This is a genomic window from Mycolicibacterium sp. lyk4-40-TYG-92 (assembly GCF_030209435.1).
Classification (GTDB): Bacteria; Actinomycetota; Actinomycetes; order Mycobacteriales; family Mycobacteriaceae; genus Mycobacterium.
On record NZ_JARVRX010000003.1, the window covers coordinates 194,662 to 220,818 of the forward strand.

The 26,157-nt window shown below is 67.2% G+C and carries 26 protein-coding genes; 6 read left to right on the top strand and 20 right to left on the bottom strand.

Going from position 1 to position 26,157, the window contains the following annotated elements:
* Positions 1-169: 169 nt before the first annotated feature.
* The 3 genes from QRN63_RS07100 to QRN63_RS07110 all read right to left on the bottom strand — a co-directional run bounded on the left by QRN63_RS07100 (position 170) and on the right by QRN63_RS07110 (position 1,777).
* On the bottom strand, positions 170-607 hold the full coding sequence (locus QRN63_RS07100) for an SPW repeat protein (protein ID WP_285030157.1): 438 nt from the start codon (positions 605-607) through the stop codon (positions 170-172).
* A gap of 142 nt (positions 608-749) precedes the next feature.
* Positions 750-1,145, bottom strand: coding sequence for a hypothetical protein (locus QRN63_RS07105; protein WP_267320074.1), 396 nt, complete (start codon positions 1,143-1,145; stop codon positions 750-752).
* Complete coding sequence (locus QRN63_RS07110; protein ID WP_285030551.1) at positions 1,145-1,777, bottom strand: O-methyltransferase; 633 nt, start codon at positions 1,775-1,777, stop codon at positions 1,145-1,147. Before QRN63_RS07110 ends, QRN63_RS07105 begins: the two co-directional genes overlap by 1 nt.
* Positions 1,778-1,981: 204 nt before the next feature.
* Here QRN63_RS07110 and QRN63_RS07115 point away from each other — a divergent pair, with 204 nt between their 5' ends.
* Positions 1,982-3,073 carry a GGDEF domain-containing protein gene (locus QRN63_RS07115; RefSeq protein WP_285030158.1) on the top strand — a complete coding sequence of 364 codons (1,092 nt, stop codon included), beginning with the start codon at positions 1,982-1,984 and terminating at the stop codon, positions 3,071-3,073.
* 48 nt (positions 3,074-3,121) lie between these two features.
* On the opposite strand, the gene QRN63_RS07120 is transcribed toward QRN63_RS07115, so the two are convergent.
* From QRN63_RS07120 to QRN63_RS07140, 5 genes are all read right to left on the bottom strand, one after another.
* Positions 3,122-3,613, bottom strand: a complete 492-nt coding sequence (locus QRN63_RS07120) for a TIGR04338 family metallohydrolase (protein ID WP_267320072.1) — start codon at positions 3,611-3,613, stop codon at positions 3,122-3,124.
* Entirely contained in the window at positions 3,610-4,359 is a 750-nt protein-coding gene (locus QRN63_RS07125) for a DUF2786 domain-containing protein (protein ID WP_267320071.1), read from the bottom strand. The genes QRN63_RS07120 and QRN63_RS07125 overlap by 4 nt, the downstream gene beginning before the upstream one ends.
* A gap of 72 nt (positions 4,360-4,431) precedes the next feature.
* Positions 4,432-4,608 carry a hypothetical protein gene (locus tag QRN63_RS07130; RefSeq protein WP_267320070.1) on the bottom strand — a complete coding sequence of 59 codons (177 nt, stop codon included), beginning with the start codon at positions 4,606-4,608 and terminating at the stop codon, positions 4,432-4,434.
* Between the two features lie 119 nt (positions 4,609-4,727).
* Positions 4,728-5,762, bottom strand: coding sequence for an alpha/beta hydrolase family protein (locus QRN63_RS07135; RefSeq protein ID WP_267320069.1), 1,035 nt, complete (start codon positions 5,760-5,762; stop codon positions 4,728-4,730).
* A 13-nt stretch (positions 5,763-5,775) separates the two neighbouring features.
* Positions 5,776-6,615: an alpha/beta hydrolase gene (locus QRN63_RS07140; protein ID WP_267320068.1), complete on the bottom strand. Its 840-nt coding sequence runs from the start codon at positions 6,613-6,615 to the stop codon at positions 5,776-5,778.
* A gap of 60 nt (positions 6,616-6,675) precedes the next feature.
* On the opposite strand from QRN63_RS07140, the gene QRN63_RS07145 reads away from it, so the two are divergent.
* Together QRN63_RS07145 and QRN63_RS07150 are read left to right on the top strand one after the other, a co-directional pair.
* Positions 6,676-7,707: a sigma-70 family RNA polymerase sigma factor gene (locus QRN63_RS07145; protein ID WP_285030159.1), complete on the top strand. Its 1,032-nt coding sequence runs from the start codon at positions 6,676-6,678 to the stop codon at positions 7,705-7,707.
* Positions 7,708-7,956: 249 nt separating this feature from the next.
* Positions 7,957-9,084 (top strand): NDMA-dependent alcohol dehydrogenase, encoded by a 1,128-nt coding sequence (locus QRN63_RS07150; RefSeq protein ID WP_285030160.1) that lies wholly within the window; start codon positions 7,957-7,959, stop codon positions 9,082-9,084.
* A gap of 77 nt (positions 9,085-9,161) precedes the next feature.
* Here the strand turns inward: QRN63_RS07150 and QRN63_RS07155 are convergent, their stop codons facing one another.
* Both QRN63_RS07155 and QRN63_RS07160 read right to left on the bottom strand, forming a co-directional pair.
* The gene (locus QRN63_RS07155; protein ID WP_285030161.1) at positions 9,162-10,073 is read right to left on the bottom strand and encodes a DUF4349 domain-containing protein; all 912 of its coding nucleotides are present in this window, start codon (positions 10,071-10,073) and stop codon (positions 9,162-9,164) included.
* Between the two features lie 68 nt (positions 10,074-10,141).
* Positions 10,142-10,690 carry a TetR/AcrR family transcriptional regulator gene (locus QRN63_RS07160; protein ID WP_285030162.1) on the bottom strand — a complete coding sequence of 183 codons (549 nt, stop codon included), beginning with the start codon at positions 10,688-10,690 and terminating at the stop codon, positions 10,142-10,144.
* 96 nt (positions 10,691-10,786) lie between these two features.
* Between QRN63_RS07160 and QRN63_RS07165 the strand changes: the two genes are divergently transcribed.
* Positions 10,787-11,227, top strand: coding sequence for a DUF4442 domain-containing protein (locus QRN63_RS07165; RefSeq protein WP_285030163.1), 441 nt, complete (start codon positions 10,787-10,789; stop codon positions 11,225-11,227).
* 69 nt (positions 11,228-11,296) lie between these two features.
* Here QRN63_RS07165 and QRN63_RS07170 read toward each other — a convergent pair whose 3' ends face one another.
* The 4 genes from QRN63_RS07170 to QRN63_RS07185 form a co-directional block, all read right to left on the bottom strand.
* On the bottom strand, positions 11,297-12,073 hold the full coding sequence (locus QRN63_RS07170; RefSeq protein ID WP_064978891.1) for an SDR family NAD(P)-dependent oxidoreductase: 777 nt from the start codon (positions 12,071-12,073) through the stop codon (positions 11,297-11,299).
* A gap of 51 nt (positions 12,074-12,124) precedes the next feature.
* Positions 12,125-15,034, bottom strand: coding sequence for an alpha/beta hydrolase family protein (locus tag QRN63_RS07175; RefSeq protein WP_285030164.1), 2,910 nt, complete (start codon positions 15,032-15,034; stop codon positions 12,125-12,127).
* Positions 15,035-15,247: 213 nt separating this feature from the next.
* Positions 15,248-15,628: a hypothetical protein gene (locus QRN63_RS07180; RefSeq protein WP_267320056.1), complete on the bottom strand. Its 381-nt coding sequence runs from the start codon at positions 15,626-15,628 to the stop codon at positions 15,248-15,250.
* Between the two features lie 69 nt (positions 15,629-15,697).
* Entirely contained in the window at positions 15,698-16,132 is a 435-nt protein-coding gene (locus QRN63_RS07185) for a MarR family winged helix-turn-helix transcriptional regulator (RefSeq protein ID WP_285030165.1), read from the bottom strand.
* A 76-nt stretch (positions 16,133-16,208) separates the two neighbouring features.
* Here QRN63_RS07185 and QRN63_RS07190 point away from each other — a divergent pair, with 76 nt between their 5' ends.
* Positions 16,209-16,967, top strand: coding sequence for a pirin family protein (locus tag QRN63_RS07190; protein WP_285030166.1), 759 nt, complete (start codon positions 16,209-16,211; stop codon positions 16,965-16,967).
* Positions 16,968-17,137: 170 nt separating this feature from the next.
* On the top strand, positions 17,138-18,244 hold the full coding sequence (locus QRN63_RS07195) for a phosphodiester glycosidase family protein (protein WP_267320053.1): 1,107 nt from the start codon (positions 17,138-17,140) through the stop codon (positions 18,242-18,244).
* A 519-nt stretch (positions 18,245-18,763) separates the two neighbouring features.
* Here the strand turns inward: QRN63_RS07195 and QRN63_RS07200 are convergent.
* The 6 genes from QRN63_RS07200 to QRN63_RS07225 form a co-directional block, all read right to left on the bottom strand.
* Positions 18,764-21,127 (bottom strand): alpha/beta hydrolase family protein, encoded by a 2,364-nt coding sequence (locus tag QRN63_RS07200; RefSeq protein ID WP_285030167.1) that lies wholly within the window; start codon positions 21,125-21,127, stop codon positions 18,764-18,766.
* Positions 21,128-21,619: 492 nt separating this feature from the next.
* Complete coding sequence (locus QRN63_RS07205; protein WP_285030168.1) at positions 21,620-22,483, bottom strand: mammalian cell entry protein; 864 nt, start codon at positions 22,481-22,483, stop codon at positions 21,620-21,622.
* Positions 22,450-23,013, bottom strand: a complete 564-nt coding sequence (locus tag QRN63_RS07210) for an Rv1363c family protein (RefSeq protein ID WP_267320050.1) — start codon at positions 23,011-23,013, stop codon at positions 22,450-22,452. The genes QRN63_RS07205 and QRN63_RS07210 overlap by 34 nt, the downstream gene beginning before the upstream one ends.
* Positions 23,013-23,984, bottom strand: coding sequence for an RDD family protein (locus tag QRN63_RS07215; protein WP_285030169.1), 972 nt, complete (start codon positions 23,982-23,984; stop codon positions 23,013-23,015). The genes QRN63_RS07210 and QRN63_RS07215 overlap by 1 nt, the downstream gene beginning before the upstream one ends.
* Positions 23,981-24,625: a hypothetical protein gene (locus tag QRN63_RS07220; protein ID WP_285030170.1), complete on the bottom strand. Its 645-nt coding sequence runs from the start codon at positions 24,623-24,625 to the stop codon at positions 23,981-23,983. The genes QRN63_RS07215 and QRN63_RS07220 overlap by 4 nt, the downstream gene beginning before the upstream one ends.
* On the bottom strand, positions 24,595-26,154 hold the full coding sequence (locus QRN63_RS07225; RefSeq protein WP_267320047.1) for a virulence factor Mce family protein: 1,560 nt from the start codon (positions 26,152-26,154) through the stop codon (positions 24,595-24,597). The genes QRN63_RS07220 and QRN63_RS07225 overlap by 31 nt, the downstream gene beginning before the upstream one ends.
* Between the last annotated feature and the right edge of the window lie 3 nt (positions 26,155-26,157).

Consider the following 26,157-nt stretch of genomic DNA (forward strand, 5'->3'; position numbering starts at 1 on the left):
CTCACGCCTCGATGCCCACCCTCACCGAAACGTAGCACCAGGAATTAGCAGATACGTCAAATTAGCCATGCGGGACCTCCGTCCCGAGCGCAGACCTGCCCGCCGGCCGAGCTGCTGACGCTCGGCTGGTGGGCAGTCTGCCGTGGGACCTACCTACGGCAGGTAGCGATCACCCGTGCCGGTCCGAGTTGCGCACGCGCATCCCGAAGTACATCGCGTACATGCCCAGCACCGCCACGAGCACGCCGCTGATCACGTGCGACCACATGACGCCGGCAGTGGGACCGCCGCCATAGATCCACGGCGAAATCACCAGCCACACGCCGAAAACCGGCAGAGTCCAGGTCATCCCGTGGGTACGGTCCAGTGCGCAGCCGAAGCACATTGCCAGGAACCCGATGGTGCCGCCCATGATCAGCGCGTTGACTGTCAGCTTGGCGGAGGCCTGATAGCCGACGATCCACGGCGACATCGCGACGTAGACCGCGGTCAGCAGGGTCAGCCCGAAGGTCGCCTGCGCTGCCATCGACTCGGCAACTCGGTCGTAGCGGGCCCTCAGCGCCAGAATGTCGGGGTGTTGATCTATTGATGAATGGACCGTAGTCATTTCTTACCCCTTCCGTTACGCGGCAAGGGATTCGGCCTCACCGCACCCATCCATCTAGGCCAAGGTTACGCGGATTTGGCACATCGAGAGCGCCGCCGATCCGGCGGCGTTCGGCGCACGGTCCCGCGGCGGGCGGCCGGTTCTATTCCGCCACCACTACCGCGCGGTTGCCGACCGGATTACCCAGCGGCACAACGATTTTTCCCTGCACCATGATCATGGTGCACACCAGGTGCGTGCGCTGGTACCGGCTGCCGGCGGCCAGCGTGACCACGACGGTCTGATCAGTTTCCTGCACGGTGGCATGTACGCCGTAGCACTCCGGCGACCCGATCTCGAAGTTCAGCGCCAACTCAGGCTCCGGATCCAGGCGACTCCAGGATTGCGGCGGCAGCGGGTGCGTGTCGACGATCGCGGGATCATCGACGAACGTCATGCCCGGCGCCATCGGCGCTTCGGGGAGGACCGAGGGCTGCGCCCATGCCGTCGGCGCCATCCCGACGGCCAGCAGTAATCCCGCCGCCGACGTTCGGAGCACTACTGCCCTACCCGGGCCACGGCAAAACCGTCCCAGCCCTTGGTGCCGACGGTCTGGATGGCCGCCGCCTCCAACCGGGGATGGCTGCCCATCAGATCCAACATGTCGCGGACGCCGTGCGCCTGCGCGTCGTCAACAGCCGGCTCCAGCACCCGCCCCATCCGGGTGACGTTGTCGACGACGACCACCGCGCCCGGGACGGCCAGCCGTACGGACCATTCGACGTAAGCGCGGTTGTTCTCCTTGTCGGCGTCGATAAAGAAGAAGTCGAACCGGTCACCACGCTCCGCCAGCTGCGGCAAGGTGTCCAGGGCCGCGCCGACCAGCACCTCGACCCGGTCCGCAACGCCGGCGCGCGCGAAGTTGGCGCGCGCGACCGCGGCGTGTTCCGGGGAGTACTCCAACGTCGTCACCCGGCCCTCGGCGCCGATGCCGCGGGCGAGGTTGATGGTGCTGTAGCCCGCAAGGGTGCCGATCTCCAGCACCCGGGTGGCTCCGCTGATCGCGGCCAGCAGCGACAAGAACTTTCCGTGCTGCGCCGAGACCTCGATGGCCGGCATGCCGGCCGTCACGGCGGACTGCCGCGCCGCGGCCAGCGCCTCGTCCTCGGTATGCAGCACCCGGTTGAACATCTCGTCGACGGCAGACGGGCTGGCCTGCGGTTCTGGTTTCGTCACGAACGCCAGGCTAGCCGTGGCCCGGCATTGCGATGATCTACAGCCGTCCGCAACCCGCACCGCCAACTCCAGTAGCAATTCGCTGAATTAGCTGTCATCGGCAGACTTCTCGGCTCGAAGCATCCAGAAGCTCTCATTTTCCTCTAGAATCGGGCCGCAATGAGCTTGGGGGAAAAGTTGCTACGGTGGTGGGGACAGCCTGACCACTACGACTGGCTGTGGAGCTACCTGGAACCCGACTCGAGACGTTCCGCCGTACGCAACCTGCTTGTGCTGGCGTCCATATCACTGGGTTTCGAAGGCCCATGGACCGGCGCCTTCCCCGTCAACCTCGCACCACCGCTGCAGGCCCTCTTCAGCGGTGTACTCATCGGCGCCTCGCTGGTGTTCACCCTCATGTGGGCCACCCGGGTGTTGACCAGCGCCCAGTCCGTCGCTTTTGCGGCGACGTTTCAGGTGTCGGCCGCGGTGACAGCAGTGGTGCAAACAGACCCCCTCATGGGCGCGTTCGCGTGTATGACCTTCGTTTGCGCTGCTAGTTACATCGCGCTGGCCCACTCCACGCGCGTGATGCTGGTCAATTGCGTGCTGACCGCCGCGGCCATGACCACCGTCGCCATCCGGCTGTCGCAGGAAGGTCGGCCACAGCTTGCCGCGGCGGTCAGCTGGCTCGTTCTGGCCGTGTGCATCCTGGTGCCGACGTGTGCTCAGATCGCTGTCCACCGCCTGGGGATCGGCGCGGTCAACGCCGATACCGACTCCCTCACCGGATTGCTCAACCGAAGGGGACTGGCGGCGAAGACCCGAGAGCTATTCGCCGGGAGACGCACCGACGACAAAGACCTCGCCGTCGTCGTGATCGACCTGGACCGCTTCAAAGCGCTGAACGACGCCCTCGGTCATGACGAAGGGGATCGCGCTCTGGCGGCCGTGGCGTCCACGTTGCGCGCCAACACACCAGACAACGCGATCGTCGCGCGCATTGGTGGCGAGGAGTTCGCCGTCATCGACACGATCGCTCCTGCCGGGCTGGCGTCGGCGGCTCAGCGGCTCTGCGACGCCATCGGGGCACTGCCGTTCCCCATCACCGCAAGCATCGGGGCTGCCACACACACGCTGCAAGAGCTCGATCCCGACCCGCAATCAACGGTGGACGCGCTGATCGTGGCCGCCGATCAGGCGATGTACGAAGCTAAACGCTTGGGCGGCAACCAGATTCGCTATACAGATTTCGACATGCCGCAGCGGTGAGGGGCCACCGATGCCATCACGGTGCGGCAAGCTGTTCCCGAAAACGAGTCAGCGCACGCTTTCCTTGGCATAGACCACCCGCAGAATGTGTCCCACCTCAGGGCCCATCACCACCTCGGCCAGTTCGCAGAACGTCGCGGTGAACGCCGGCCCGTGCGGCGGTACCGCGGCCGACAGGTGGTGGGCCACCTCGTGCAGGACGACCAATTCCCTTAGCGCCCAGGTAGATTGACGCTCGGGTACGGCGATCACCGCACCGCCGTCACCGGATTCGTAGTGTGCGGCTGTCGCTCCCCGGCGCGCCCGGACTGCCACCGCACCGGCGTCGGGCCACCGCGCCGTGACCGCAGGCATGGTCAGCACCTGGTCGACGTAGCGCCGCACCGCGTCGACGGACCCGAAGCGGGCCTCGGGCGGCAACGTCAGCTGCGTCCCGAAGAACTCGACGGCCCGGTTGCCGCGTTCCCCCGCCCGGTCGAACAACGTGCGCACGAACTGCTCAGCGGCGTACACCGCAGACCGTTGGACGTCCCGGGTCATCGCTCCAGAGCCGTACGCGCACCTGACAATTCGGGACTCGGCCCCAGCCGCGCCCGACGCCCCGCCCGGTCTCCGGCCCGTCGCGCTGCCGATGAGTAACCGGCCGACGCACTCGTCGCCCGCCAGCTCCCCCGCGCCTGCGACGTCTTCTTGTAGAACGACACCAGCTCAAGATCCTTGTTACGCAACGCAAGCGCCGTCCCCGGCTGGTCGGCGCGCTCGACGGTCGCCGCCTGTCGGGCCTCCTCGCGTGCATCGATGAGCCGTTGCCCGACACGGGCACCGAACGCCAGCTGGAAGTTGAGCCGGGCAGTGATGGTCGGAGTCGGCCGGTGTGCACCTGTGGAGAGGTACGCATCCGACGACTTGACCATCTGCACCACCACGCTGGCGTACAGGGCGTGGGTGGCGTCGATGTCCTCGGCGAACCCGTAGGCGTAGACGAAAGTCGAGTTGGACGCGATGTCGCATTTCACGTCGTTGGCCCGCGCGATCAGCACGAACAACTGCACGAACGTCCGCAGACCCCGGGTTCCCGCCTCCCCGATGGTGACGGTGCGCTGCACCGGCTCCTGCGCAGCGGTCCGGGTCGCAGAATGCGCCCGGGCCACCGCCAGATCGATCGACGTGGTGGTGGCCAGCCGCTGGGCGGCCGCCATGAACGCCTCGGCCTCGTGCGCGTTGTCGGTGTTCTCGGCCTGCCGCAGCAGCGCCGCGATCCGCGCGAGCATCTTGTCGTCACTCATGCTCGCGACATTATGGGACGGATACGACGTTTCTGCGCGCGTGACGTGTCGTGGCCATCGTCGCAACCGCTGTCAGTCCGGCGGCTCCGGCGCGTCGGCCGGTTCCTGTTCGACGTCGGGCGTCTCGTCACGGCCGGCGGCCCTGGCGCGACGAAGTTCGTCGGCGGCGCTCGTTGGTCGCACCGCCTCGCCGGTCTCGAGGTCGGCGTCGGTGTACGTACTCCGGGAACCGGGTTCCTTGTCGTCCATGGCAGTCCGTCCTGTGCGTCGGTCGTACGGCGCCACGAAGCCGCAGCGGGCAGGCGTCGTGATGCAGATATACCCACCGATGGAGGTTGGACACTTCCTACCGTGGCCGCGCGTGGCGACTACTTGCCGACAAATCCGTCCAGCGCGCTGGTCAGCTGCGGGGACAACGGCGCCTTGTTGGCGTAGTTGGCCACGTTGTCGGTCGGATCGTCGCGTAGCACGTGGCTGACACCCTTCAGCGTGACCACAGTCAGCGCGGTGTGCGCCAGTGCGGCGATCAGCGGCTGTTCCGCCTCACAGAAGGCCTGGACGTCCGAGTCCGAGCAGGTGAGCAGGACCGGGGTGCCGTTCGGCAGCTTCGCGGCCAGTGCCAGCGGGTCGATGGCGTCCGCCTCCAGCACCGCCTTGGCGTTGGCGGGGTTGAGGATGGCACTCAGACCTTCGGGCAGCTTGGCCGGCGGGGTGCCGGTGGCGCGCGTCGTCGCGACGGCCGCACCCCACTCCGCGAGCACCTGGTCGGCCTGCTGCGGGGTCTTGGCGCCGGCCTTCACATCGGCGTCGACCGAGGCCCGCACCCGGTTGGTGATGACGTCCAGATACCGGCCGGCCAGTGGCTGCAGCAGCGCCAGCGAGTGGACCTTCGGGGCATCGGGGCTGGTGTCGGTCGCGAGCGCCAGCGCGTGCACAGTGCCCTCGCCCAACCCGTACACCGAGATTCGCGCCGTGTCGGTGCCCTTCTGCTCGGACAGGAACTTCACGGCCGCCTTCGCACCGGCGGTGTAGACGGCGCTGCCCACGTCGCGCATGTTCTGGGCGTGCGGGCCCAGGCCGGTCTTGCCCGTGCCGACCTTGTCGTACCGCAGGCTGTCGACCTTCTTGCCGGACAGGTACTCGGCGAGCTGCCGCATGTTGCCGACCTTGCCGGCGACGGCGTTGTCGCCGTTGCGGTCGGTCTGCCCGCTCTCGGAGATCAGCAACACCGATGGCGCCGCGGCGGCGCCCGGGACATGGCGGTAGCTGCCGTGGATGGTCAGGCCGTCGGCGACGAAGCTGACGTCCTCATCGACCCAGTCGCCGCCGCCGGCCTTGTCCGAACCGCAGGCCGCGACCGCCAGCACCGCCAGCCAAACCAGCAGGCGCACAGCCCATTTCACGCGAACACCCCGGTCATAGGCGCACTTCGATCCAGCTCACGACGTCGTCGAGCACCACTGCCTTCTCGGGCTCGTTGAACACCTCGTGGTACAGCTTCGGGTAGACCTTCAGCGCCACGTCGGACGAGCCGACGCACTCCACCAGCTTGCGGCTGCCGGCGACCGGCACCAGCTTGTCGTCCTCGCCGTGCACCACCAGCAGCGGCGCGGTCAGGGCGGCGGCGCGCTGCGGCATGGTCTCGCCGACCCCGATCAGCACCTTGCCCACCCCGGCGGGCACCTTGCCGTGATACACGAGCGGGTCGGCGTTGTAGGCAGCGACCACCTCGGGATCACGCGACACCGCGTCGAACGGCAGGCTCTGCGCGGGCAGCCCCGGCAGGATGGAGCCCAGCAGCTTCGCCGCCAGCGCCAACGGCAGGCCGACCTGGGACCGGGCGTCGACGGCGGGACCGGACAGCACCATGAGGTGATAGTCGTCGGGGTGCTCGACGCCGTACGCGAACACGATGCCGCCGCCCATGCTGTGGCCGAGGACGACGCGCTTCAGCTCGGGGTACTCGGCGGTCGCGATGCCGACCAGGTGGTGGAAGTCGCCGGTGTACTCGGAGATGTCCCGGACCAGCACGCGCTTGCCGCCCGAGCGGCCATGGCCCCGGTGGTCGAGTGCGAAGGTGATCAGCCCGGCCTCGCCGAACCGTTGCGCGACATGGTCGTAACGGCGCGCGTGCTCACCGAAACCGTGGGACAGCACCACGACGCCCGTCGGGTCGGTCTCGGGCACCCAGACGTCGTAGACGATCTTGGTGCCACCGATGCCGTCGAAGCTGCGTTCGCTGCGGGTCGTGGCCATGGAGAGACAATATCTGGGGTCCGGCCCGGGCGCGTCCGTCGCCGTCGTGACGCCCGCCGGATGTCACACCCCCTGCGTACCCTGGGTCACGTGAGTGTCCTCAGAGAAGACGCGGCAGCCGCACCGGCACTGTCCAGGGACGCGTTCCTGGCCGACGCCCAACGGCACCGGCGCGAGCTGCTGGCCCACTGTTACCGCATGACCGGTTCCCTGCACGACGCCGAGGACCTGGTGCAGGAGACCTACCTGCGCGCCTGGAAGGCCTACGACAACTTCGAGGGCAAGTCGTCGGTGCGGACCTGGCTGTACCGCATCGCCACCAACACCTGCCTGACCGCACTGGAGGGCCGTCAACGCCGGCCGTTGCCCTCCGGGCTCGGCCAGCCGGCGGCCGACCCGCACGCCGAGATCACCGAACGCACCGACACCGCCTGGCTCGAGCCACTGCCCGACGTGCATGACGCACCAGGTGATCCGCAGACCATCGTCGGCTCCCGCGAATCGGTGCGGCTGGCGTTCATCGCTGCGCTGCAGCATCTTTCGCCGCGGCAGCGCGCAGTCCTGGTGCTCCGCGACGTGCTGCAGTGGAAGGCCGCAGAGGTTGCCGGCACGGTCGGAACCTCGACGGCGGCGGTCAACAGCCTGCTGCAGCGGGCCCGCGCCCAACTCGACGCCGTCGGCCCCAGTCAGGACGACGTCCTGGTCGCCCCGGAGTCCGACGAGGCCAAGGACCTGCTGGCCAAATACGTCAACGCCTTCGAGTCCTACGACATGGACGCGCTGGTCCAGCTCTTCACGGCCGATTCGGTGTGGGAGATGCCGCCGTTCGACACCTGGTACTCGGGTCCGCGGGACATCGTCGAGCTGTCGCGGTTCAAATGCCCCGCCGAGCACCCGGGCGACATGCGGTTCGTCGTCACCACCGCGAACGGGCAGTCCGCCGCGGGCATGTACATGCGCAACCCCGAGACGGGCCGGCACGAGGCATTCCAGCTGCACGTGCTGGACATCAAGCCCGACGGCATCTCGCATGTCGTCGCGTTCATGGATCCGACGCTGTTCGAGAAGTTCGGGCTGGCGCCCCACCTCTGATCGCCACCCGAACGTAGCGATCTCCCTCATATCGAGCAGCACCTGGACGACGCATCCGGTCCGGTCTTCGCGGCCGGTTGGAGCAGTCCAGGTGCGATGCGGCCATGGCCGGACCAGTTCCCCGGGCACTATCCGCCCTAGTTCACAAGTGACTGGCGAGTAGGTTCTTAGTCATCATCTATGCAGGTCAGACCGCCTCTATACCATCATTCTGGAACGTGTTCCTACTTTGTGTCTATGATCTTCGTCATGAAGACCAAAGGCGCTCTGCTGTGGGAAGTGAACTCCCCGTTCCAGGTCGAGGAGATCGACCTCGGTGACCCCGTTGCCGACGAAGTACAGATCCGGATGCATGCCGCGGGCATGTGCCACTCCGACTACCACCTGACCACCGGCGCCACTCCGATGCCGCTGCCCTGTCTCGGCGGGCACGAGGGTGCGGGCGTCGTCACCAAGGTCGGCAAGAACGTCACCGGCATCGAAGAGGGCGACCACGTCATCCTCGCGTTCATCCCGGCCTGTGGCTCGTGCCCGCCGTGCATGAAGGGCTTCCGCTCGCTGTGCGACCGCGGCGCCGTCCTGCTGGGTGGCAAGTCGATCGCCGACGGCACCAACCGCATTCACACCGCCGGCGGCAAAGAGGTCGCGGCGATGAACCTGCTGGGCACCTTCGCGCCGTACATGACGGTCCACAAGGACTCCGTCGTCAAGATCGACAAGGACATCCCGTTCGAGTCGGCCGCCATCATGGGCTGCGCGGTACCGACCGGCTTCGGCTCAGCCACCAACGTCGCGCAGGTTCAACCCGGTGAGAGCGTCGCCATCGTCGGCGTCGGCGGCATCGGCATGAGCGCACTGCAGGGCGCCGTGATCTCCGGCGCCAAGCACGTCATCGCGATCGACCCCAACCCGTGGAAGCGTGAGCAGGCCATCAAGTTCGGTGCCACGCACGTCTACCCGTCGATGGCCGAGGCGATCGCGCCGATGATCGACCTGACCTGGGGCCTGATGGCCGACAAGGTCATCATCGCCGTCGGTGAGATGAAGGGCGAGTACATCGAAGAGGCCATGATCCTGACGGCCAAGACCGGCACCTGCGTCGTCACCGGCATGGGCTCGATGATGGACGCCGACGTCAAGCTGAACCTCTTCCTGTTCACCATGCTGCAGAAGACGTTGAAGGGCAACATCTTCGGTGGCGGCAGCTCGCACATCGAGACCCCGCGCCTGGCCGCGCTGTACAAGTCCGGGCTGCTGAACATCGACGACATGATCACGCGGACCTACAAGCTCGAAGACATCAACCAGGGCTACCAGGACATGCTGGACGGCAACAACATTCGTGGCGTCGTCACCTTCGACGAGTCGGACTGGTAACGGTCCATCCGCCGAGCAGACGTGAAAACCCCCAATTTCGAGTGAAATTGGGGGTTTTCACGTCTGTTCGGCGAGAGTTACTCCTGCGGCGGACTGGCGGCTGACACCTGCTCAGCCGGTGCGCTGCTCTTGTGACGCGAACCGGTCCACTTGACGAAGGCGTAGAGCGCCCCGCCGAGGACCGCGAGCGGAATCAGCCACGGCAGCAGGAACCCGAATGCCAGGACCAGGTGCGAACCAAAGGCCCACAACGTATCCCAGCCACGCTCGACCTGCCCGAAGAACCCGTGATAACGCTCCGGTGCGGGACCGCCCGTCCGCTCGGCGGTGATCTGGACGTCGACGGAGCTGTAGGTGATCTGGTCGCGGAGGGCATCGCGCTGGGCCTGCAGGCTTTGCAACTCGGCCTGCCGCGACGACAGCGCCTCCTCGGCCTTGATCAGCGCATCGGGGTCCTTCGAGTCACGCATGATCCCGAGCAACCGATCCACCGACGTCTTCAGCGCGGTGATCCGGGCATCGAGGTCAACGCGGCGTGCGGTGACGTCGTCGGTCTTGACCTCGAGGGTCTGGACGGTGCCGAGCCCCTTGAGCGCCGCCAGGGCAGGGTCAAGCCCGTTGGCCGGAACTCGCAGCACCAGGTGGACGCTCGCGCGGCCGGACGTCGACCCGGCGTCGTCCGAGCGCTCATCGACCCGTCCACCCGCCTTGTCGACGATCGCGGTCGCCTTGTCCGCAGCGGCCGCCGGGTCCGGAGCGACGAGGATCAGCGACGCTGTCTTGACGACGTCGCGGGCCGGCTCAACAAGTGGCGCGGGCGCCTCCGGGGCCCCGCCTTTGAAATCCGCCCCGCTCTTGAGCGGCGCCGCAGGGGCGGGGGCGGACTCGGAATGCCGCGTCGAGTTGCCGCCGCTACACCCGGCCACCAACCACAACGAGGCGATCAACAGAGCGAGAAATACGACCGGCCGGAACCGCGTGCGCGTCATGCCATCCGAGCGTACCCAGCGTTTCACAGGATTTCCGTGGCGAATCTGCAGCTGCCGGTCGCAGACCGTCAACTGCCGGTGCCCACCGATTTCAGCCCATTGATGACGGCCGCCTCCAGGATTTCGAAGTCAGCCTTGCTGGTATCGCGACCTGTTGCCATTTCAAGCCGACGTAGCTCTGCGAGGGGGCCGAGGACAAGCGCGGCGACAACCTGCGCCGGGGCGCCGGCGGCCAGCCGCTGAGAATCGAGCCAGGTTCGCAGCCCCACACCGAAACCCGCAGCCGCTGAACCTAATTCACCACGCCGCCCGTTGCGCTCGATCAGGGCCGCGAGCCCGGGATGCGCGCGGCTCCAGCGCCGGTCCTCGGCCGCCGCGGCGGCGTATCCCCCGCGTTCGAGCGCATCGAGAAATGCCGCCGACCAGGCTCCGACGGCCTCGTCCGCAGCGGCGGTCACCAAGCGGTCCAGAGAGCCCACATGGTGATAGACGCTGCCGTTGCTGATGCCCGACTCGGCGATCAGGGCCCGGACGGTCAGAGCGTCGATGCCGTCGCGATCGATGATCGCCAACGCGGCTACCAGCAGGCGTTCCGCCGGCGTCGATGGTGACTTCACGGGGACAGCCTAGACGCCATTGGAGCATTGCTCTAATGTAGAGAGCTGGAGCGCTGCTCCAATCGAGCAGGATGGACAAGGAGGGATCCCCCCCAAATGGCAGCCAGCGAAGCAATGCAGACCATGCCGTGGATTCGGTGGCTTGATCTTGATACCGAGCTGTGTCCCGACGGCTCGGTGCGAACGACGTTGAGCCGCACCAAAGCCGAACACGTCAATCACAATGGCCACGTGAACGCGCCCGTCATCTACGGCGTCGCCGAGGTGGCCGGCGCGGGTGCGGCGGTGATGGCGGCGGGCAGTGCCGGCCGTGGCGCGTACACCGTGATCAAGAGCGCCGCCATCGAGTACACCCGTCCGGCACTCGGCGGCATCACCGCCCAGAGCCGGGTCGCCTCAGAGAAGGTCGCAGATCTTCACAGCGCGCTCCGGCTCGGGACCGGCTGCGACATCGACGTCGAAGTGGGTCTCACTGACGCCGCGGGCGCACCGACCGGCACCTGCCGGTTCGTCGTCAGCTTCCGTCCGTCGCGGTAACACCGCGACGGACACAAAACTGCCCCCTTCCCAAGGAAAGGGGGCAGTTTGATGTCTGTTCGCGAAGGACTACTTCGGAGGCATCCGGATGCCGCCGTCGACGCGGACGACCTCGGCGTTCATGTACGAGTTGGTGATCAACTCGATGACCATGGAGGCCAGCTCTTCGGGCTTGCCCAGGCGGTGCGGGAACAACACCGACTCGCCGAGCTTGGCCTTGAACGCCTCGGAGGCTTCACCCTCGCCGTAGATCGGGGTGTCGATCAGGCCGGGGGCCACGGTGTTCACGCGGATGCCGACGGCCGACAGGTCGCGCGCGACCGGCAGGGTCAGGCCCACGACGCCGCCCTTGGACGACGAGTACGCGGCCTGGCCGATCTGGCCGTCGAACGCCGCGACGCTGGTCATGTTGACGATGGCGCCACGCTCACCGGCCTCGGTGAAGTCGTTCTTGCTCATCTGGGTGGCGGCGATGCGGATGCAGTCGAAGGTGCCGACCAGGTTGATGTCGAGGACCTTCTTGTACAGGTCCAGGTTGTGCGCCGACTCGAACTCGCCGTCCTTGCCGATGGTGCGCTGGGCCCAGCCGACACCGGCCGAGTTCACCAGGGCACGCAGCGGGCCGAGGTCAGCGGCGGTCTTGACCGCGTCGATGATCTGCTCGGTGTTGGTGACGTCGACGGTGACGAACACGCCGCCGATCTCCTTGGCGAGCGCCTCGCCCTTCTCGGCCTGGAGGTCGGCAATGACGACCCGGGCACCCTTGGCGGCCAACTGACGGGCAACAGCCGCACCGATTCCTGACGCGCCGCCGGTGACGACCGCGCTAGCTCCATTGATATCCACGCCGACAGCGTATGCGAGGCCGTCCGCTCACCGGGACGGACCTGGCAATGCTCAGGCAGCGTGCTTGCCGGTGCCCGAATCCGGTGCGCGGTGCTTACCACCGGGCGACGACGGCGCCCGGTGCCGACCGGTGCCGTCGCTGTCACTGTCGGCTTTCGTCACCGACGAATCCCCGTTTGCTGCACTGTCTTTCGGCTTCGGAGATTTGGTTCCCTTGGGTTTACCCGGCTTGCCCTTGGTGTTGCCCGCGTCGGCGGGCTTGGTGTCGTCCGACGCCGACCCGTCGTGCGCAGCACCCGAGGCCGCCGCCACACCGGCGTCGGCGTCATCCTTGGCGTGCTTGGGCTTCGTCGGCTCCTTGGCCACCGGTTCGGTGGCCGGGGAGTCGGGCGTCGTCGACGTCGCCTGCTTGCCGGTGGCCGCGGCGGTGGGTGTCGCGGCGATGGCCGTGGGTGTCTTGGACTTGTTGGTGGCGGCAGTGGCGGTGGCCGCGGTGGGCGCGGTGGGCGCCGGAATCGCGGCGACCGACGACGGCAGTGCCCCCACACTCAAGAGATTCCCGCCCTTACTGATCAGCGAGATCGCGCCCGAGATGGCGTTCGGCACCGATACCGGGCCGGTGAACGCATTTTCGAACCCGGTGACCAGTGACGTCATCAGGCGGGGACCGACCTTCGACCAGTCGATGTGCGGCAGGGCGCCGAACTGCACCGGGGTGGCCGCGGTGTTCAGGGTGCGCAGGTACTGGCCCGACGCGGCATCCCAGTACGCGTCCGAGTAGCCCAGGTTCACCAGACTGGTCAGGACCGGCGACAGCGCATTGCCCAATCGGTAGGCGACGTTCCCGACGGGCGTCAGGCCCACGAGGTTCAGGGCGTCACCGGCCAGGTACACCGGCTCGAGGAGCGGCAGATGGTTCGCCTGGGCCGTCAGGTAGATGTTGGTGCTGGCCGAGCCGCCGTTGGTCAGATTCGTGACCAGAGACTCGAGTTGCGTGACCAGTTGACCGGCGGCGGTGGCCTCGTCGACACCGCGCAGCACGTAGGTGGGCATCAATCCCGCGGCGAGGTTGTTCATCAGCGTCACCGGGTTCGCCCAGGCGGCGAAGTCCGACATCGGCTGGTACTCGACGGTTGCGTCGACCTTGACCGGCACCAGGTTCGCGCCGCCCAGTGCCAGACCGGTGTTGCCCACCGCGGTGCCGCCACTGCTGGTGATCGCCACGTCGGGGGTGACGGCATTGACGCCGAACAACTTCAGGATCGACGAGAACCGCGCCAGCACACCGCCGTTCGCGCGTCCCGCGTTGTTGAGCAGAATCTCCGGCAGCAGCGTCAGGCTGCCGGCGATGGACGTCGCGCCCGTGTAGTCCAGGCCGCCCGGCTGCGATGACAGTTTCGCCAGCAGATCGCGGTAGGCCGCGCCGGCCGAGAACGCCCCGAGCCCGGTGCCCACCACGATGGGGATCCGGACCGATCCGACATCGAGGGACGGGATCGCGTTCACGACGCCGAGGACGGCGCTGCTGAGCACACCGGTCAGGGCGCCGGAGACCGTGCCCGAAAGACCGCCGGTGGCTCCGCTGACGACACTGCCGACGACGCTCGTGACCGTGCTCGACACGGTGCTGTTGACCAACGTGCTGATGCTCGTCCCACCGAGCAGGCCGGTGACGATGCCGCCGACGAGGGGATTCAGTGCGCCCACGACCGTGCTGGTGAGGTCGATGGTTGTGCCCAGGACGGGGACGGTGTAGCTCAGGCCCAGATCGCCCACCGCGGTACTGATCGCGGAGGTCAGGGCGGTGGTGAGGTTGGTGGTGCTGCCGACCGTGCCGTCGACGGTGCTGGTGAGAGCGGTGGTCAACGCGGTGGTCAGACTGCTGGTGAGCGTGGCGGTCAGCGTGCTGGTGAGGGCGCCGGTGAGAATCGGCGTCAGGCTCGAGGCCAGCGCACCCGTGCCGAGTGCATTGGTCAGGTTCGTCGTCAGCACGTTCTTCAAGGTGTCCGTGCCGACCGTGAGGTACGGGGTGCTGTTGACCGACTTCGCGATGGCGGTCTCCGTGCCGGGTGTCCAGCCGAGGTCGACGCCGAGTAGTCGCGCGAGCGTGAACGCCGGACCGGCGGTGGTCACCGAGATCGCATGGCTGGCTTCGAGATTGGCGAGGTTGAGTCCCGCCAAGTTCAGCAGGGTGCCGACGCCGATGTTGCCGGACGCATCCTCGAGGCCGGCGGCCTTCAAGAGCGGGTTCAGCAGATCGCCGAGGTTGTCGGTGACGATGCCGCCCAGACCGGTGCCGAGCACGCCGCCCAGTCCGTTGGTCAGAGCGCCGCCGGAGAGGCCGCCCGTCAGACCGCTGGTCAGGCTCGTGGTCAGCTTGCCGATGAGGTCCTGTGCCACGAGGTTCGAGACCGTGGTGGCCAGCCCACCGATGTTCAGCAGGCCGGCGAGGCTCAGCTGGATGCCGACTCCGGGGACGGTGATGCCGATGCCGCCCAGCGCCGACTGAATGGGCGCGAGCAGCGCGCCGGCCAACCCCGTCTGCAGTGTGGTCAGGAAGCCGTTGGTGGTCAGACCCGACAGGCTGCTGTCCAGCGCGGCGCTCACGGCGGCGCTTATCGCTGCCGTCAGCTGCGACGTCGTCCCCGCCCCCACCTGTGAGGTCAGGCCGGTGATCAGGTTGGGGCTCAACATGTTCAGCAGGGACGGCACGTTGAGGTTGCCGGCGTTGGCGTTGAGCACGTCGGTCAGCAGGTTCGGCGGAATCTGGGCGAGCAGCGTCTGCAGCGTGACGGTGGGCTGCCGCCCGAATTGGTTGACCAGCGCCGGCAGCACGGCGTCGACGGTGTTCTGGAACGCCTGATAGGGCGTGGTGGCCGCGGTCAGACTGACCTCGCGGATGCTCGCCGCCAGCAGCGCCGGCGGCGTGGGCGCCGTGACCACCGCGGCGGTGGCCGTCACGGCCGCTACCCCCGCCAATGCCAAACGTGAACCGCGAACGTCGAATTCGCGATGCCTGCCACCCATGCGACCCGCCCTATCCCGCAATATTGACTGCGACGACAGGACGCTAGCACCGGCAGAGCGGCGATTTCCGGCGAATTGACGGCTGTGTCATATGACGGGATGGGCCGTCGGTGAGCCAGCAAACGCGCCGGCGGGCCAGGGACGTGACTACTGCGGGCAGACGAGCACGGTCTCGTGGAAATGCCAGCTGTCGATGTTCACGTATTCGCCCGGGGCACCCGGGGTGGATCCACTCGAGTTCAGTTCGGGGATGTAGTTCGCGTTGATCTTCGCGCCGAAACCGAAACCGGTGTTGTATTTGACGCCACCGGACTGCTCGATGGTCCAGTTCACCATGCCATCGGCGTAGGTGTAGGTCCGGTTGACCTGAAGTTCTTTGCCGAGGCCCGCGCTCGTGTGCCGATTCTTCACATATGGGCTGCCGTCGAGCGGCACACAGGGTTCAGCCTGCGCCAGAGGCGTGGGCAACCAGGCCAGCCCGGCGACCAGTGCGCCCGCTGTCGCAATGGTGGCGACCGAATGTTTCACGTGAATCCTCCCCGCAAACCCGACGGCCCCTACTCTAGCCGCGAATTCGCCCCGGCTCACAGGGTCCGTTCAGGCCAGGCGCTCGAGCACCGTCGCGGTCCACCGTCGTAACGCATCCGCCTGGGTTCGGCTCATGGCGGCGAATACCACCGAGCGGACCAGTTCGGCGTGCCCGGGGGCGGCGGCCTCGAGCGCGTCCCGCCCGGCAGCGGTGAGGGTGACGACGGCAGCGCGCCGGTCATCCGCCGCCCCGGATCGCTCGATGAGGCCGCGGGCCCGCATGCGCGCCAGCTGGTGCGACACCCGGCTCTGCTCCCACCCCAGATGCGCACCGAGATCACTCATCCGGCACTCGGGCAGCTCACTGAGCGCGACCAGAACGTCGTAGTCGGCAAGTGACAACCCGTGATCGCGCTGCAGCTGTCGGTTGAGCTCCGTCTGCAGCCGGCCACTCATCGTCAGATAGGAGCGCCACAGGTCCTGCTGGTCGTCGGTGAGCCACATGAAATATATGACACATCATTTATGTTGTGCCGTCCAGTAGCGACACCTAAGCTCGCCGACAACGACAGGGGACGACATGACCGAAACAGTCGACATCCGCCGCGCCGCCGACCGCGACGCCACCCGCATCTCGTGGCTCGACTCCAAGCACTCGTTCTCATTCGGCGGCCACTACGACCCGGCCAACACCCACCACGGCCTGCTGCTGGTGAACAACGACGACCGCGTCGCGCCGGGCTCGGGATTCGAGACCCACCCGCACCGCGACATGGAGATCGTCACCTGGGTGCTGCGCGGGTCGCTCGTGCACCAGGACTCGACCGGAAATTCGGGCGTCATCTACCCCGGGCTGGCGCAACGGATGTCCGCCGGACGCGGCATCCTGCACTCGGAGAAGAACGACTCCTGGCGCCTGACCGGGGCCGAATCACACAGCGAGCCGGTGCATTTCGTGCAGATGTGGGTCGTACCCGACGAGTCCGGCAAGACGCCCGGCTACCAGCAGCTGGAGATCGGCGACGAGTTGCTGCGCGGCAAGCTGGTCACCATCGCCTCGGGCATGCCCGGCCATGCCAACGACGCCGCCATCACCATCGGTCAGCGCAACGCGGCGCTGCACGGCGCCCGGCTGGAGCCCGGCGACAGTGTCGAGCTGCCGTCGGCGAAGTACCTGCACCTGTTCGTGGCACGTGGCGAGGTCGCCCTCGAGGGCGCCGGGCCGCTGCAGGAGGGCGACGCCGTCCGACTGACAGCGTCGGGCGGGCAGCGCGTCACCGCCACCACCCCGGCCGAGATCCTGGTGTGGGAAATGCACGCCGATCTGTTCAGCCAGTAACCCCACGCCGGAGGGCCCCGCCCCGACCGTGGTCGGGGCGGGGCCAATTGCTCTGTCCACCAAGGTGATTCATCCGTCATCACCCCGTGATTCGGACGTGACCAAAGTTGACAGAGTGTTTGCTGTGGCTACGCTGAAGGTCGTTGTATCAGACCGGAGAAAGGGCCACAATGTCGTTTCTCGGGCCGGATACCCGACGCGACACGTTCCGTCGCGCACGGAAGATCCTCAGGCGCACAACGCTTCTGGCCCTGTGCGCCGGCCTGGTCGGCACCATCGGAATACCGGCAGCCCATGCTGCCGACGGCCGCTCGCTACTGGTCAACGCCATCACCAACTACCGTGGCAGCTTCCTGGTCTACAACTTCGGTGGCGACCACCCCGCGCCGCTGCTCAACGCCGCGGGCAACTGGTACGAGTCGGGCAACGGCGGGCACCTACTCGTCATCAAAGCAGCGTCCCAGCGCATGAACCCGCGCCTGCTCGTCGACTCCCACCGCGGCATCCAGTCCCGCTGCGAACGCGATCCCCGCGCCCGCACCGCCGAGGGACTATTGCAGGCCTCCGAGGTCTTCACTCCACTGGAGGCGTGGCAGGCACTGGGCCGGCCCACCATCGCGGTGAACGCCAACTTCTTCGACATCCGTGGCCAGCAGGGCGGGTCGTGGACCTCGACGGGATGCAGTTCGCCGCTGGGCGCCTATGTCGACAACACCCGCGGCCAGGGCCGCGCCAACGCCGCCGTCACCGGCACCATCCCCTACGCCGGCAAGCAGGGGCTGTCCGGCGGTAACGAGGTGTGGACGGCGCTGAGCACCATGATCATCCCGTCCGACGGCGCGCCGTACATGATAACCCCAAGCAGCACAAGTGATTTCAATGCCGCAACGGGCCCGATCAACAACCTGGTGAACCAGGGCGCCCGGTTCGTCGCGGTCAGCGGCATCGGCCTGCTGGCACCCGGCGACACCGGCCAGTTGAACGACGGCGGCCCCAGCGCAGCCCGCACGGCGCTGGGCTATGTGCGCAGCCGCGACGAGATGTACATCTTCCAGGGCGGCAGCCACACACCCGACCAAATCCAGGACCTGTTCCGGGGACTCGGCAGCGACACCGCCATCCTCCTCGACGGCGGCGGTTCCTCCGCCATCGTGCTGCGCCGCGACACCGGCGGCCGCTGGGCCGGATCCGGTACACCACGCGGGTCCTGCGACACCCCGGCAGTGCTGTGCGACTCAAGAGAGCGCGCGCTACCCGGCTGGCTCGGCTTCGCTTGATGCGCACGGCGCCGAGCCGCCCATCCACCGGTGCCGTTGTCGGCACCGGAATCGCCCTTGGCGCCAACGTCTTTCGACTCCTTCTCGATCTTGGCGCGGCCGGCCCGGGACGCTCCGTGTCCGCCCGCGGCCTGGCGCGGTTCGCCCTCCTCACCATCCGGCGCCGGCACCGACCCACCGTGACCGGTCTCGAGATCGAACGTCTCCCCGCGTGCCTGCGAATCGGCCTGAAGATCGGCCTTCGTATCGGTGTCGGGCTCTTCTGCCTCGGGCTCGGCATCGGGGTGTGTCTCGGTCTGTGCCTGTGGCTCCTGGGCCGGCTGCTCGTCGCCGTTGTCGTTGGCGCCAGTCGACTGACTCGCCTCGTGCTTCGCACGCGGGCCCGGCACACCGGCCACGTCGACCGGGCACCTACGCACACCCGCACTCGAGCTTTCGCGGCCTCAGTTCGCACTCAACGCGTCGGACAGACAAGAACGCCCGACGCGAAATCGCGTCGGGCGTCCCTGTTGCCGTATGTCAGCCGGCGTGTGCGGCCGAGGCTCCGCCGCTCGCGGCGGTCGACTTCGCGGCGCCATCCTTCTTCTGCCGTTTGGTCTTAGGCGCGTCCGTCTTGGTCGACGCGTCGGCCTTGGCAGTCTTGTCGGACTTGTCCTTGGCGGCCTTGTCCGTCTTCGCCGGCTTGTCGGCCTTCTTGTCCTTGCCCGCGGTCGACGTGCCGTCCGCGTCGTCGGCGGCGTGCTTGGGCTTCTTGCCGCTGTCCGGCGTGGACGGCGTGCCTTCTGCCGCGGCGTGCTTGCCCGAAGACTGCTCGGTGTCCGTCTTGGTATCGGACTTCGGGTCGGTCTTCGGGTCGGTCTTGGTGTCTTCCGCCTTGGGCTCGGACTTCGGGTCGGTCTTGGGATCGGTCTTGGGATCTTCGACGGTCGGCGTGGTGCCGGTCTTGTCCTCGGCCGTCTTGTCCTTCTCGCCGGCCGTCTGATCGGCGGCCTGCTTGCCGTCCTTCTTCGAACCGCTGAGGCCGGTGAGGCCGGCCGACAGCGGCGCCAGCTTCGGCGTGGTCGACGGAATATCGGTCGCGGCCGTCGAGCTGATGACGCCCTCCTTGGCCGCCAGCGAGTTGACGGTCGCGCCCTGCGTGAGGCCGCCCACGGTACCCAGCACGCCCTTGAGCAGGTTCTGGACCGTGCCCGCCAGGCCGCCCAGCGGGTTGAAGTTGCCGAGCTTGCCGCCGGTGAGCAGCTTGATCAGCGCTTCGACCGCGTTGTCCGGTGCATCCGTCGGGTTGGCGCTGAAGAATTCCTTCTTGAATCCCGCCACCAGCGAGTTCATGATGTCCGCCGGCACCTTCTGCCAGTTGACATTCGGGAACGAGAAGAACGGCGTCGGGGTGCCGGGGTCGTTCAGCGTGCGGCTGTAGGTGCCGTCCGGGTTGCGGACCACGTCGGTGTAGCCCAGGTTCACCAGGCTGGTCATGGCCGGCGCGAGTGCGTTGGCCAGCTTGTAGATGGGCGAACCCAGCGTCCCGAAGCTGACCATGTTGAGCACGTCACCGGTGAGGTACATCGGTTCCATCAACGGCAACGTGTTGGTCGGGATCGTCAGATAGATGTTGACGGCCAACGGGTTTCCGGTCAGCAGGCCGCCGGTGAGGGCGCCAAGCTGCGTGGTCAGCTGGTTGGTCAGGGTGGCGGTCGAGATGCCGCGCAGCAGGTAGGTCGGCAGCGTGCCGGCGACCAGGTTGTTCGCCAGGCTGAACGGGTTGGGCCAGGCGGCCAGGTCCGAGAACGGCTGGTATTCGAGGGTCGCGTCGACCTTGATCGGCAGCAGGTTCGCGCCGCCGATGCCCAATCCGGTGTTCAGCAGCGGGATGCCACCGCTGTTCGCGGCGTGCACGTCCGGGGTGATCAGGTTGATGCCCAGCAGGTCGCCGATCGGGTAGAAGCGCGCCAGCAGACCGCCGTTGGCGCGGCCCAGGTTGTTCAGCAGGATCATGGGCAGGACGGTCAGACTGCCGAGGACCGGGCCCGCATGATTGGCCCCACCCGGCTGGTTCGCCAGGTCCGCCAGCACCTTCGAGTACGCCTGTCCCATGGAGAACGCGCCGAGTCCGAAGCCGACGGACAACGGCACCCGCACGTCGATCAGGTCCAGCTTGTCGAGGCCGATGGCGCCGCCGACGGTGTCGATAGCAAGCTTCAGCGCAGTGACCAGCGGCCCCAGCACCGGGAGCTGCCCGGCCCGGCCCAACACGGTGTCGAGCAGGCCCATCGCGCCGACATCGAGGTACTCGGTGTTGTTGATCTCGTTCGCGATCGCGTTCGCAGTGCCCGGGGTCCAGCCCAGGTCCAGACCGGCGATCTTCAGCAGCGTGAACACCGGACCGGCGGTGACGATGTTGACGCCGGGGACGTTCAAGTCGCTCAGGTCGAGGATGTTGTCGAGGTGGATGCCCAGAATGTCCAGCAGACCGCTGAGCGTCACGTTGCCCTGGGCGTCCATGATGCCCAGCCCATTCAGCAGCGGAACCAGCGCACCGGTGATGAGCGGCCCCAGCGCGGCGCTCAGCAGCGGCGTCAGCTTGATGGGCAGTGCATCGAGGATCTGGCTGAGCAGATTCTTCGGCAGCTGGTTGATGAGGTTGGTCAGGTTCAGCCCGCTGAGGCCGCCGATGCCGCTGAGCGCCTGGACGAGCGGCGGCAACAGCGCCTCGACGCCGCCCTGGGCCAGGTTGTACGCGGCATTGCCGACGCCGAAGGTGATGTCGGGCAGGACGCCCGGCTTCGGGAACGGCGTGGTGAACGCGGACAGGTTGACGGCCGAGTGCGACGACGGCACCACCCGGGGCGTCGGGGCGTTCGGCACCGAGGCCGTCACCGTCATTGCGGTAGCTGTTGCGACAGTCGCACCCAGCAATGCCGCCCGCTTTGCTTGAACCCGCCCAGCCAGATGCGTAACAGCCATTTGCCCCGTCCCCTCAGCCGCCACAATCGGTTATCAACCGGACGGTAACATTAATGCATCGCAGCTCCAACACGCACCTTGACCTGCCGCTTTCCCAGATCTGGCAAACGGGTGAACGGAGCCCGCACAGCGCGGCGAAGACCGTGAAGTCAGCTAATTTTCATCTCGCGAAAATTGTTTGCTGGATGCGGCTCGGGCCGACACTGCATCACGGGCAGGACCCCGCTGGATATTGACGCCGAAGGTCACTGTGATGCGCAGCTGCTGCAGGTCCAGACGTGATTCAGGCCATACTCGGCACATGCAGTCGAACCGTGCTGCGCTTCGCCGCCACCTCGGCACAGCCGATTCACAGTGTGCTGACAGGTAGCGCGCGTCAATTCAGGCAAACGCGCAAAATATCGGCTGCCGCTAGATCTGGGGCGTCAGATCCAATTTGGTCAGGGCACTCATCTGGCTGACCTTCCAATCAGCGCCGGAACGCTTCAGGGTCAGCCGATATGACAGGTACCGCAGCGAGGGGATGCCCTTGGTCAGCGGACTGGTCGCGACCGAGTTGGTGTAGACGATCGCAGTGGCCTCATTTGCACTGATACTTTCCACCGCTGTGCCCATCACCTTGGTCTGGTTGGTGACCTGGGCCTGCTTGTTGCTGGCGACGATCGAATCAACGAACTTGCGGTACTCCTCGGCGAAACCGCCGGCCAGATACTGCTGCGACCGGTCCGCCAGCTTGTCCATGTCGTTGGGCGAGTACGACCACAACGTCGTCACCGCCGCGGCAGCGATCTTGGCGACCTCGAACTTGTTCTGGACCAGGGCGCGATCGGCCAGATAAGGCTGCACCGCGGCACCCGCGAACGCCGCAGCACCGACGAACAGGGCCCCCGCCACGACACCCGCGGCCAGCAGCCGGCGCCCGGCAGGGCGATGGGGCACCAGCACCACGGGCGCCGCTTCGGTCTTCTCCCCGGCTACCGCGTCAGCCGCTTCGCTGCCCGAATCTTCCTGTATAGCAACGTCTTCCGGCTTCTCGGCGACTTCCTCGGCCGGCGCGTCAGCAGCCTTTTCGGCCGGGGTTGCAGCGTCAGCGGTGGCGTCCGCAGCGGCCGCGGCGTCGACGGTCTTCTGCCGGGGCAGACGGTGCCGGCGGCGGGCCGCCTTGCCCTGCGGGGCGTCGGCCGTCCCCTGCGGGGCCTCGGCCGTCCCCTGCGGAGCATCGGCCACAGACTCCCCGGGGGTCACATCACCGGATTCATGCGGCTGATCTTCCACTGCTGCCCTTCCTGCGTAGCCGTTACCACCCAACGCGAGCCACTTTCCACGGTCGCATTGCCGTCCGGCGTCGTCGTCGTCAGCTTCATCGCGATCAGCACGTCCGCGCTGCCGTCGTCGTTCCACCGCCCGACGCCCGCGTCCTCGACGCTTCCCTCCGCCGGTTGCGCGCGCGCCACCTGCATCAGAATCTGGTCGTGCTTGTCCTTGAACTGCTTGGCGAACTCGCCGGTGGACTGCCCCGCGATCTTCTCGACGTAGGCGTTGGCGTGGAACGGGTCGACCGCCGTGAAGCCCCTCATGAACTCCTTCACGTAGCCCAGCACGGCCGCCGACTTGGCCTGACTCGCCACGTCCTTCTCGTGCTGGACCAGCAGGTACGTGCTGGCCGCGATCGCGGCGAGCACCAAAACCGTTGTGACACAGGCAATCACCGTCAGCACCACACGCCGGGGCACCGCCGCGGCGGCCTTGAAGTAGTCGCCGGCAACGAAGCGCTCGGCGGCATCGATCTTGCGACGCGGGCTCATCAGCGTCCTCCCCGCGGGCTCTTGAGCACCGTCAGATTCGACAACTGCCACTTGCCGTCGTGCGACTTCACGAAGTCGACGCGCACGGTGGCGGTGATGAATCGCAGCGTGTTTGCATCGACGCCGCGCTGTCCCTGCAGCGCGAGCAGCATCGTCGCCTGATCCGTGCCGGCGCTGAGGATCGCGCTGCTCACCGCGTAGTACTGGTTGGTCGTCGGCTTCTTGCTGACCGCTTGCTGCTGCTTGATCAGCTGGTCGCGGTATCCGTCGGTGACCAACGCCTGGGCGGTCTTGAAGTCGTTCTGATACGTGTCGATCCCGTAGCTCAGGACGTGCTCGACGATCTTGGGACCCTGCTCGGAAATCTGGTGCCGCGCCTCGTCGACCGCGCGGTCGTGCCGGAACTGCACGCCGTAGCTCAGCCCCACTGCCGCCAGACAGACCAGGGCAGCGGCCACGAGCACCTGCCCGGCCCGCCGGCCGGGGTCCTGTTCGGGAGCCGGTACGACGCGAACTTCGGTGTGCAGCAAGAGATCTGCGAAAGTGCGGTGCCGCGGATCCCACAACGGCCACAGCCAGCCCAGCAGCACCGCGGCGGTGTCCAACAGATGCGCGACGTCACGCAGGACCAGTCGGCCCATACCGGCGGGAACACCGGCGGGCACCCGCTCCACCCGAATCGAGAACAGCGAGCGGCCCAGGCTCCAGCCGGTGATCGACGGCAGCAGCCACCGGTTCACCAGGATCGCGGCCGCGGCCAGCGTCGCCACGGCCGCGTACACCCACAGCATCCAGTCGGCCCGGGCGGCGTAGCCCAGCAGGGCCATGACAGCGATGATCGCCACGCCCAGCACGACGTCCAGCGCGAAAGCACCGGCCCGCGCCGGCCATGAGGCCAACACCGGTGCCGCTTCGAAGTCGGACCCCGTGCTCACTGCCTCGGCGCTCGTCGTCTCCTGACCAACCGTCACGAGGTGACCTGGTCGAGCTTGGCCACCTTGAACTTCCCGTCCACCGGTGCCATCTGCGCCCGCATCCGGTAGCCGACTTCCTTGTCCTTCTCGGCGCTGTTGTTGATCTTCACGCGCACCGCCACCAGGACGTCGATGGACCCGTCGTCATTGTGCTTCTCGACGGCCGCCCGCATCTGCGCGATCTGCACCTGCACGTTGGCGGCCTTGTACGCCTCGAGAGTGATGCCACTCATGAACGACGCCTGCGTCTGATACGCACCGGTGGCGCACTCGATGATCTTCGTCTGTGCCGCGATCATGGCCGACGTGTCGGGGGCCTGGGTGGCCGTGACGCAGTCCTTGGCCGCCGCGATGGCGGCGGTCTCGTTCGCCGCGAGCGCCTGGCTCTCCCGATGCGACTTGAGCGCGAACCAGCCGCCCGTGCCGACCGCGGCGGCCAGCACCACGAGCGCCAGGCACACCGTCAGGGCGATGCCCCGCCCGATGCGGGCGGGGCGCTGCGCACCCGCTGATTCGCCGGTTTCGCCCGGCGTCTCGATCGATTCCTCGGCAGACGGCTCTGTCGTCACCACGTCCGGGGACGTGACGTCCTGCTCATCGGTGGGGTTCAGCTGGCTGGTGCCAGCATCTCCTTCCATCCGTCGTCTCCTGGGTTGCTCGAGTTACTGACCGAATACTTCACACCGTTCGGTCCGACCACCTGACCGCTCTGCGGGTTGTAGGTGGCCTGTGGTCCTGCTGCCGGAGTGTAGAGGCACTTGTTGGGCTGCTGCCCGCTGCACTCCACTGTGCCCTGGCCCGGCGCACTGACCGGGTCGCTGGACGGGGCCGACGCCCGCTCCGGTGGCGGCAGCATGTTCGCCGGCAGCGGGTTCATCCCGTTGTTGATCGACGGCGCCGGGATCACCTTGCCCGGGTCGACCGGCTGATCACAACGCGCCGCCGGAGCCGGGCAGTTCACGATCTGATCCGGCGTGCCGTACCACGGGTTGGTGCCCAGCGGCTCATACGGCTTGTTGTCGCGGCACTCCATGGGGCTTGCCGCGCGCTTGGCCGGGTTGTCCACACAGGGCAGGTTGCGCGAACCGCGGACCGTGTTCTGGGCGTCCTTCGGAATCTTGCAATACAGGCCCGACTCCAGCGGCGCCGTCGACGTGTCCGCCGGGGAACGCCACTGCGACGCCGGCAGGAAGCCGGTGAGGCACGGCGGCGGCTGGTTGATGCCCAGCGCCAGGTTGATCGGGAGTTCCTTCTCGTAGACCGCGGTCAGCGAGTCGACGATCGGACCGGCCATCGGCAGCACCACCAGCACCTGCTCGAGGCCCTTGTTGTAGCGCTTGAGCATGTCCAACACGATCTCGACGTTGGCCAGCGACTGCGGCAACGCGTCACGAACCTCGCCGAACACGGCGTTGAGCTGGTCGGCCGTGGGCGCGCCCTGTTGGATGGCGCCGCGCAGTGCCGCGTCCTGCTGCGCAGATTGCGAGGCCAGCACATTCAGGTTCCGGGCCCACCGCGAGATGGCGTCACCGGACTTGACCTGGCTGTCGATGATCGGCGCCGAGTTCTGGATGATGTTGTCGACCGAACCGAGGTTGTCCTTGAAGTCCCCCGCCAGCGCCTGGGTGCCGTCGACGAGGTGCTGCAGTGACGGGCCGAGCCCGCCGACCGCCTCCGCGGTGTAGTCGAGCAGCGCCCCGATCTTCTCCTTGGGCAGGGCCTGGAGTGCGTTCTGCGTCGCGTCGAGTGCCGGGCCCACCTCTTTGGGCACCGACCCCTTGGTGATCGTCTGACCGGACGAGAGGTACTTCGTCGACGGGTTCTCCGGCGGCACCAGATCGATGAACTGCTCACCGACCGCAGACACCGAGTGCACGTTCGCCGTGACGTTGTCCGGGATGTTGATCCCGTTGTCGACGTCCATGGTCACCCGGGCGCCCTTGGCGGTCGGTTCGACCGCCAGCACCTTGCCCACGGTGTTGCCGAGGTAGGTGACGTTGGCGGTCTTGTACAGGCCGGCCGAGTTGGGCAGTTCGGCGTACAGGCGGTGCATGCCCACGCCGAGGTAGGTCGGCAACTTGAGGTACACCAGGGACAGCCCGACCAGAGCCGCGACGGTCACGATGCTGAAGATGATCAGCTGAATCTTCAGAAATCGGGTGAGCATCGG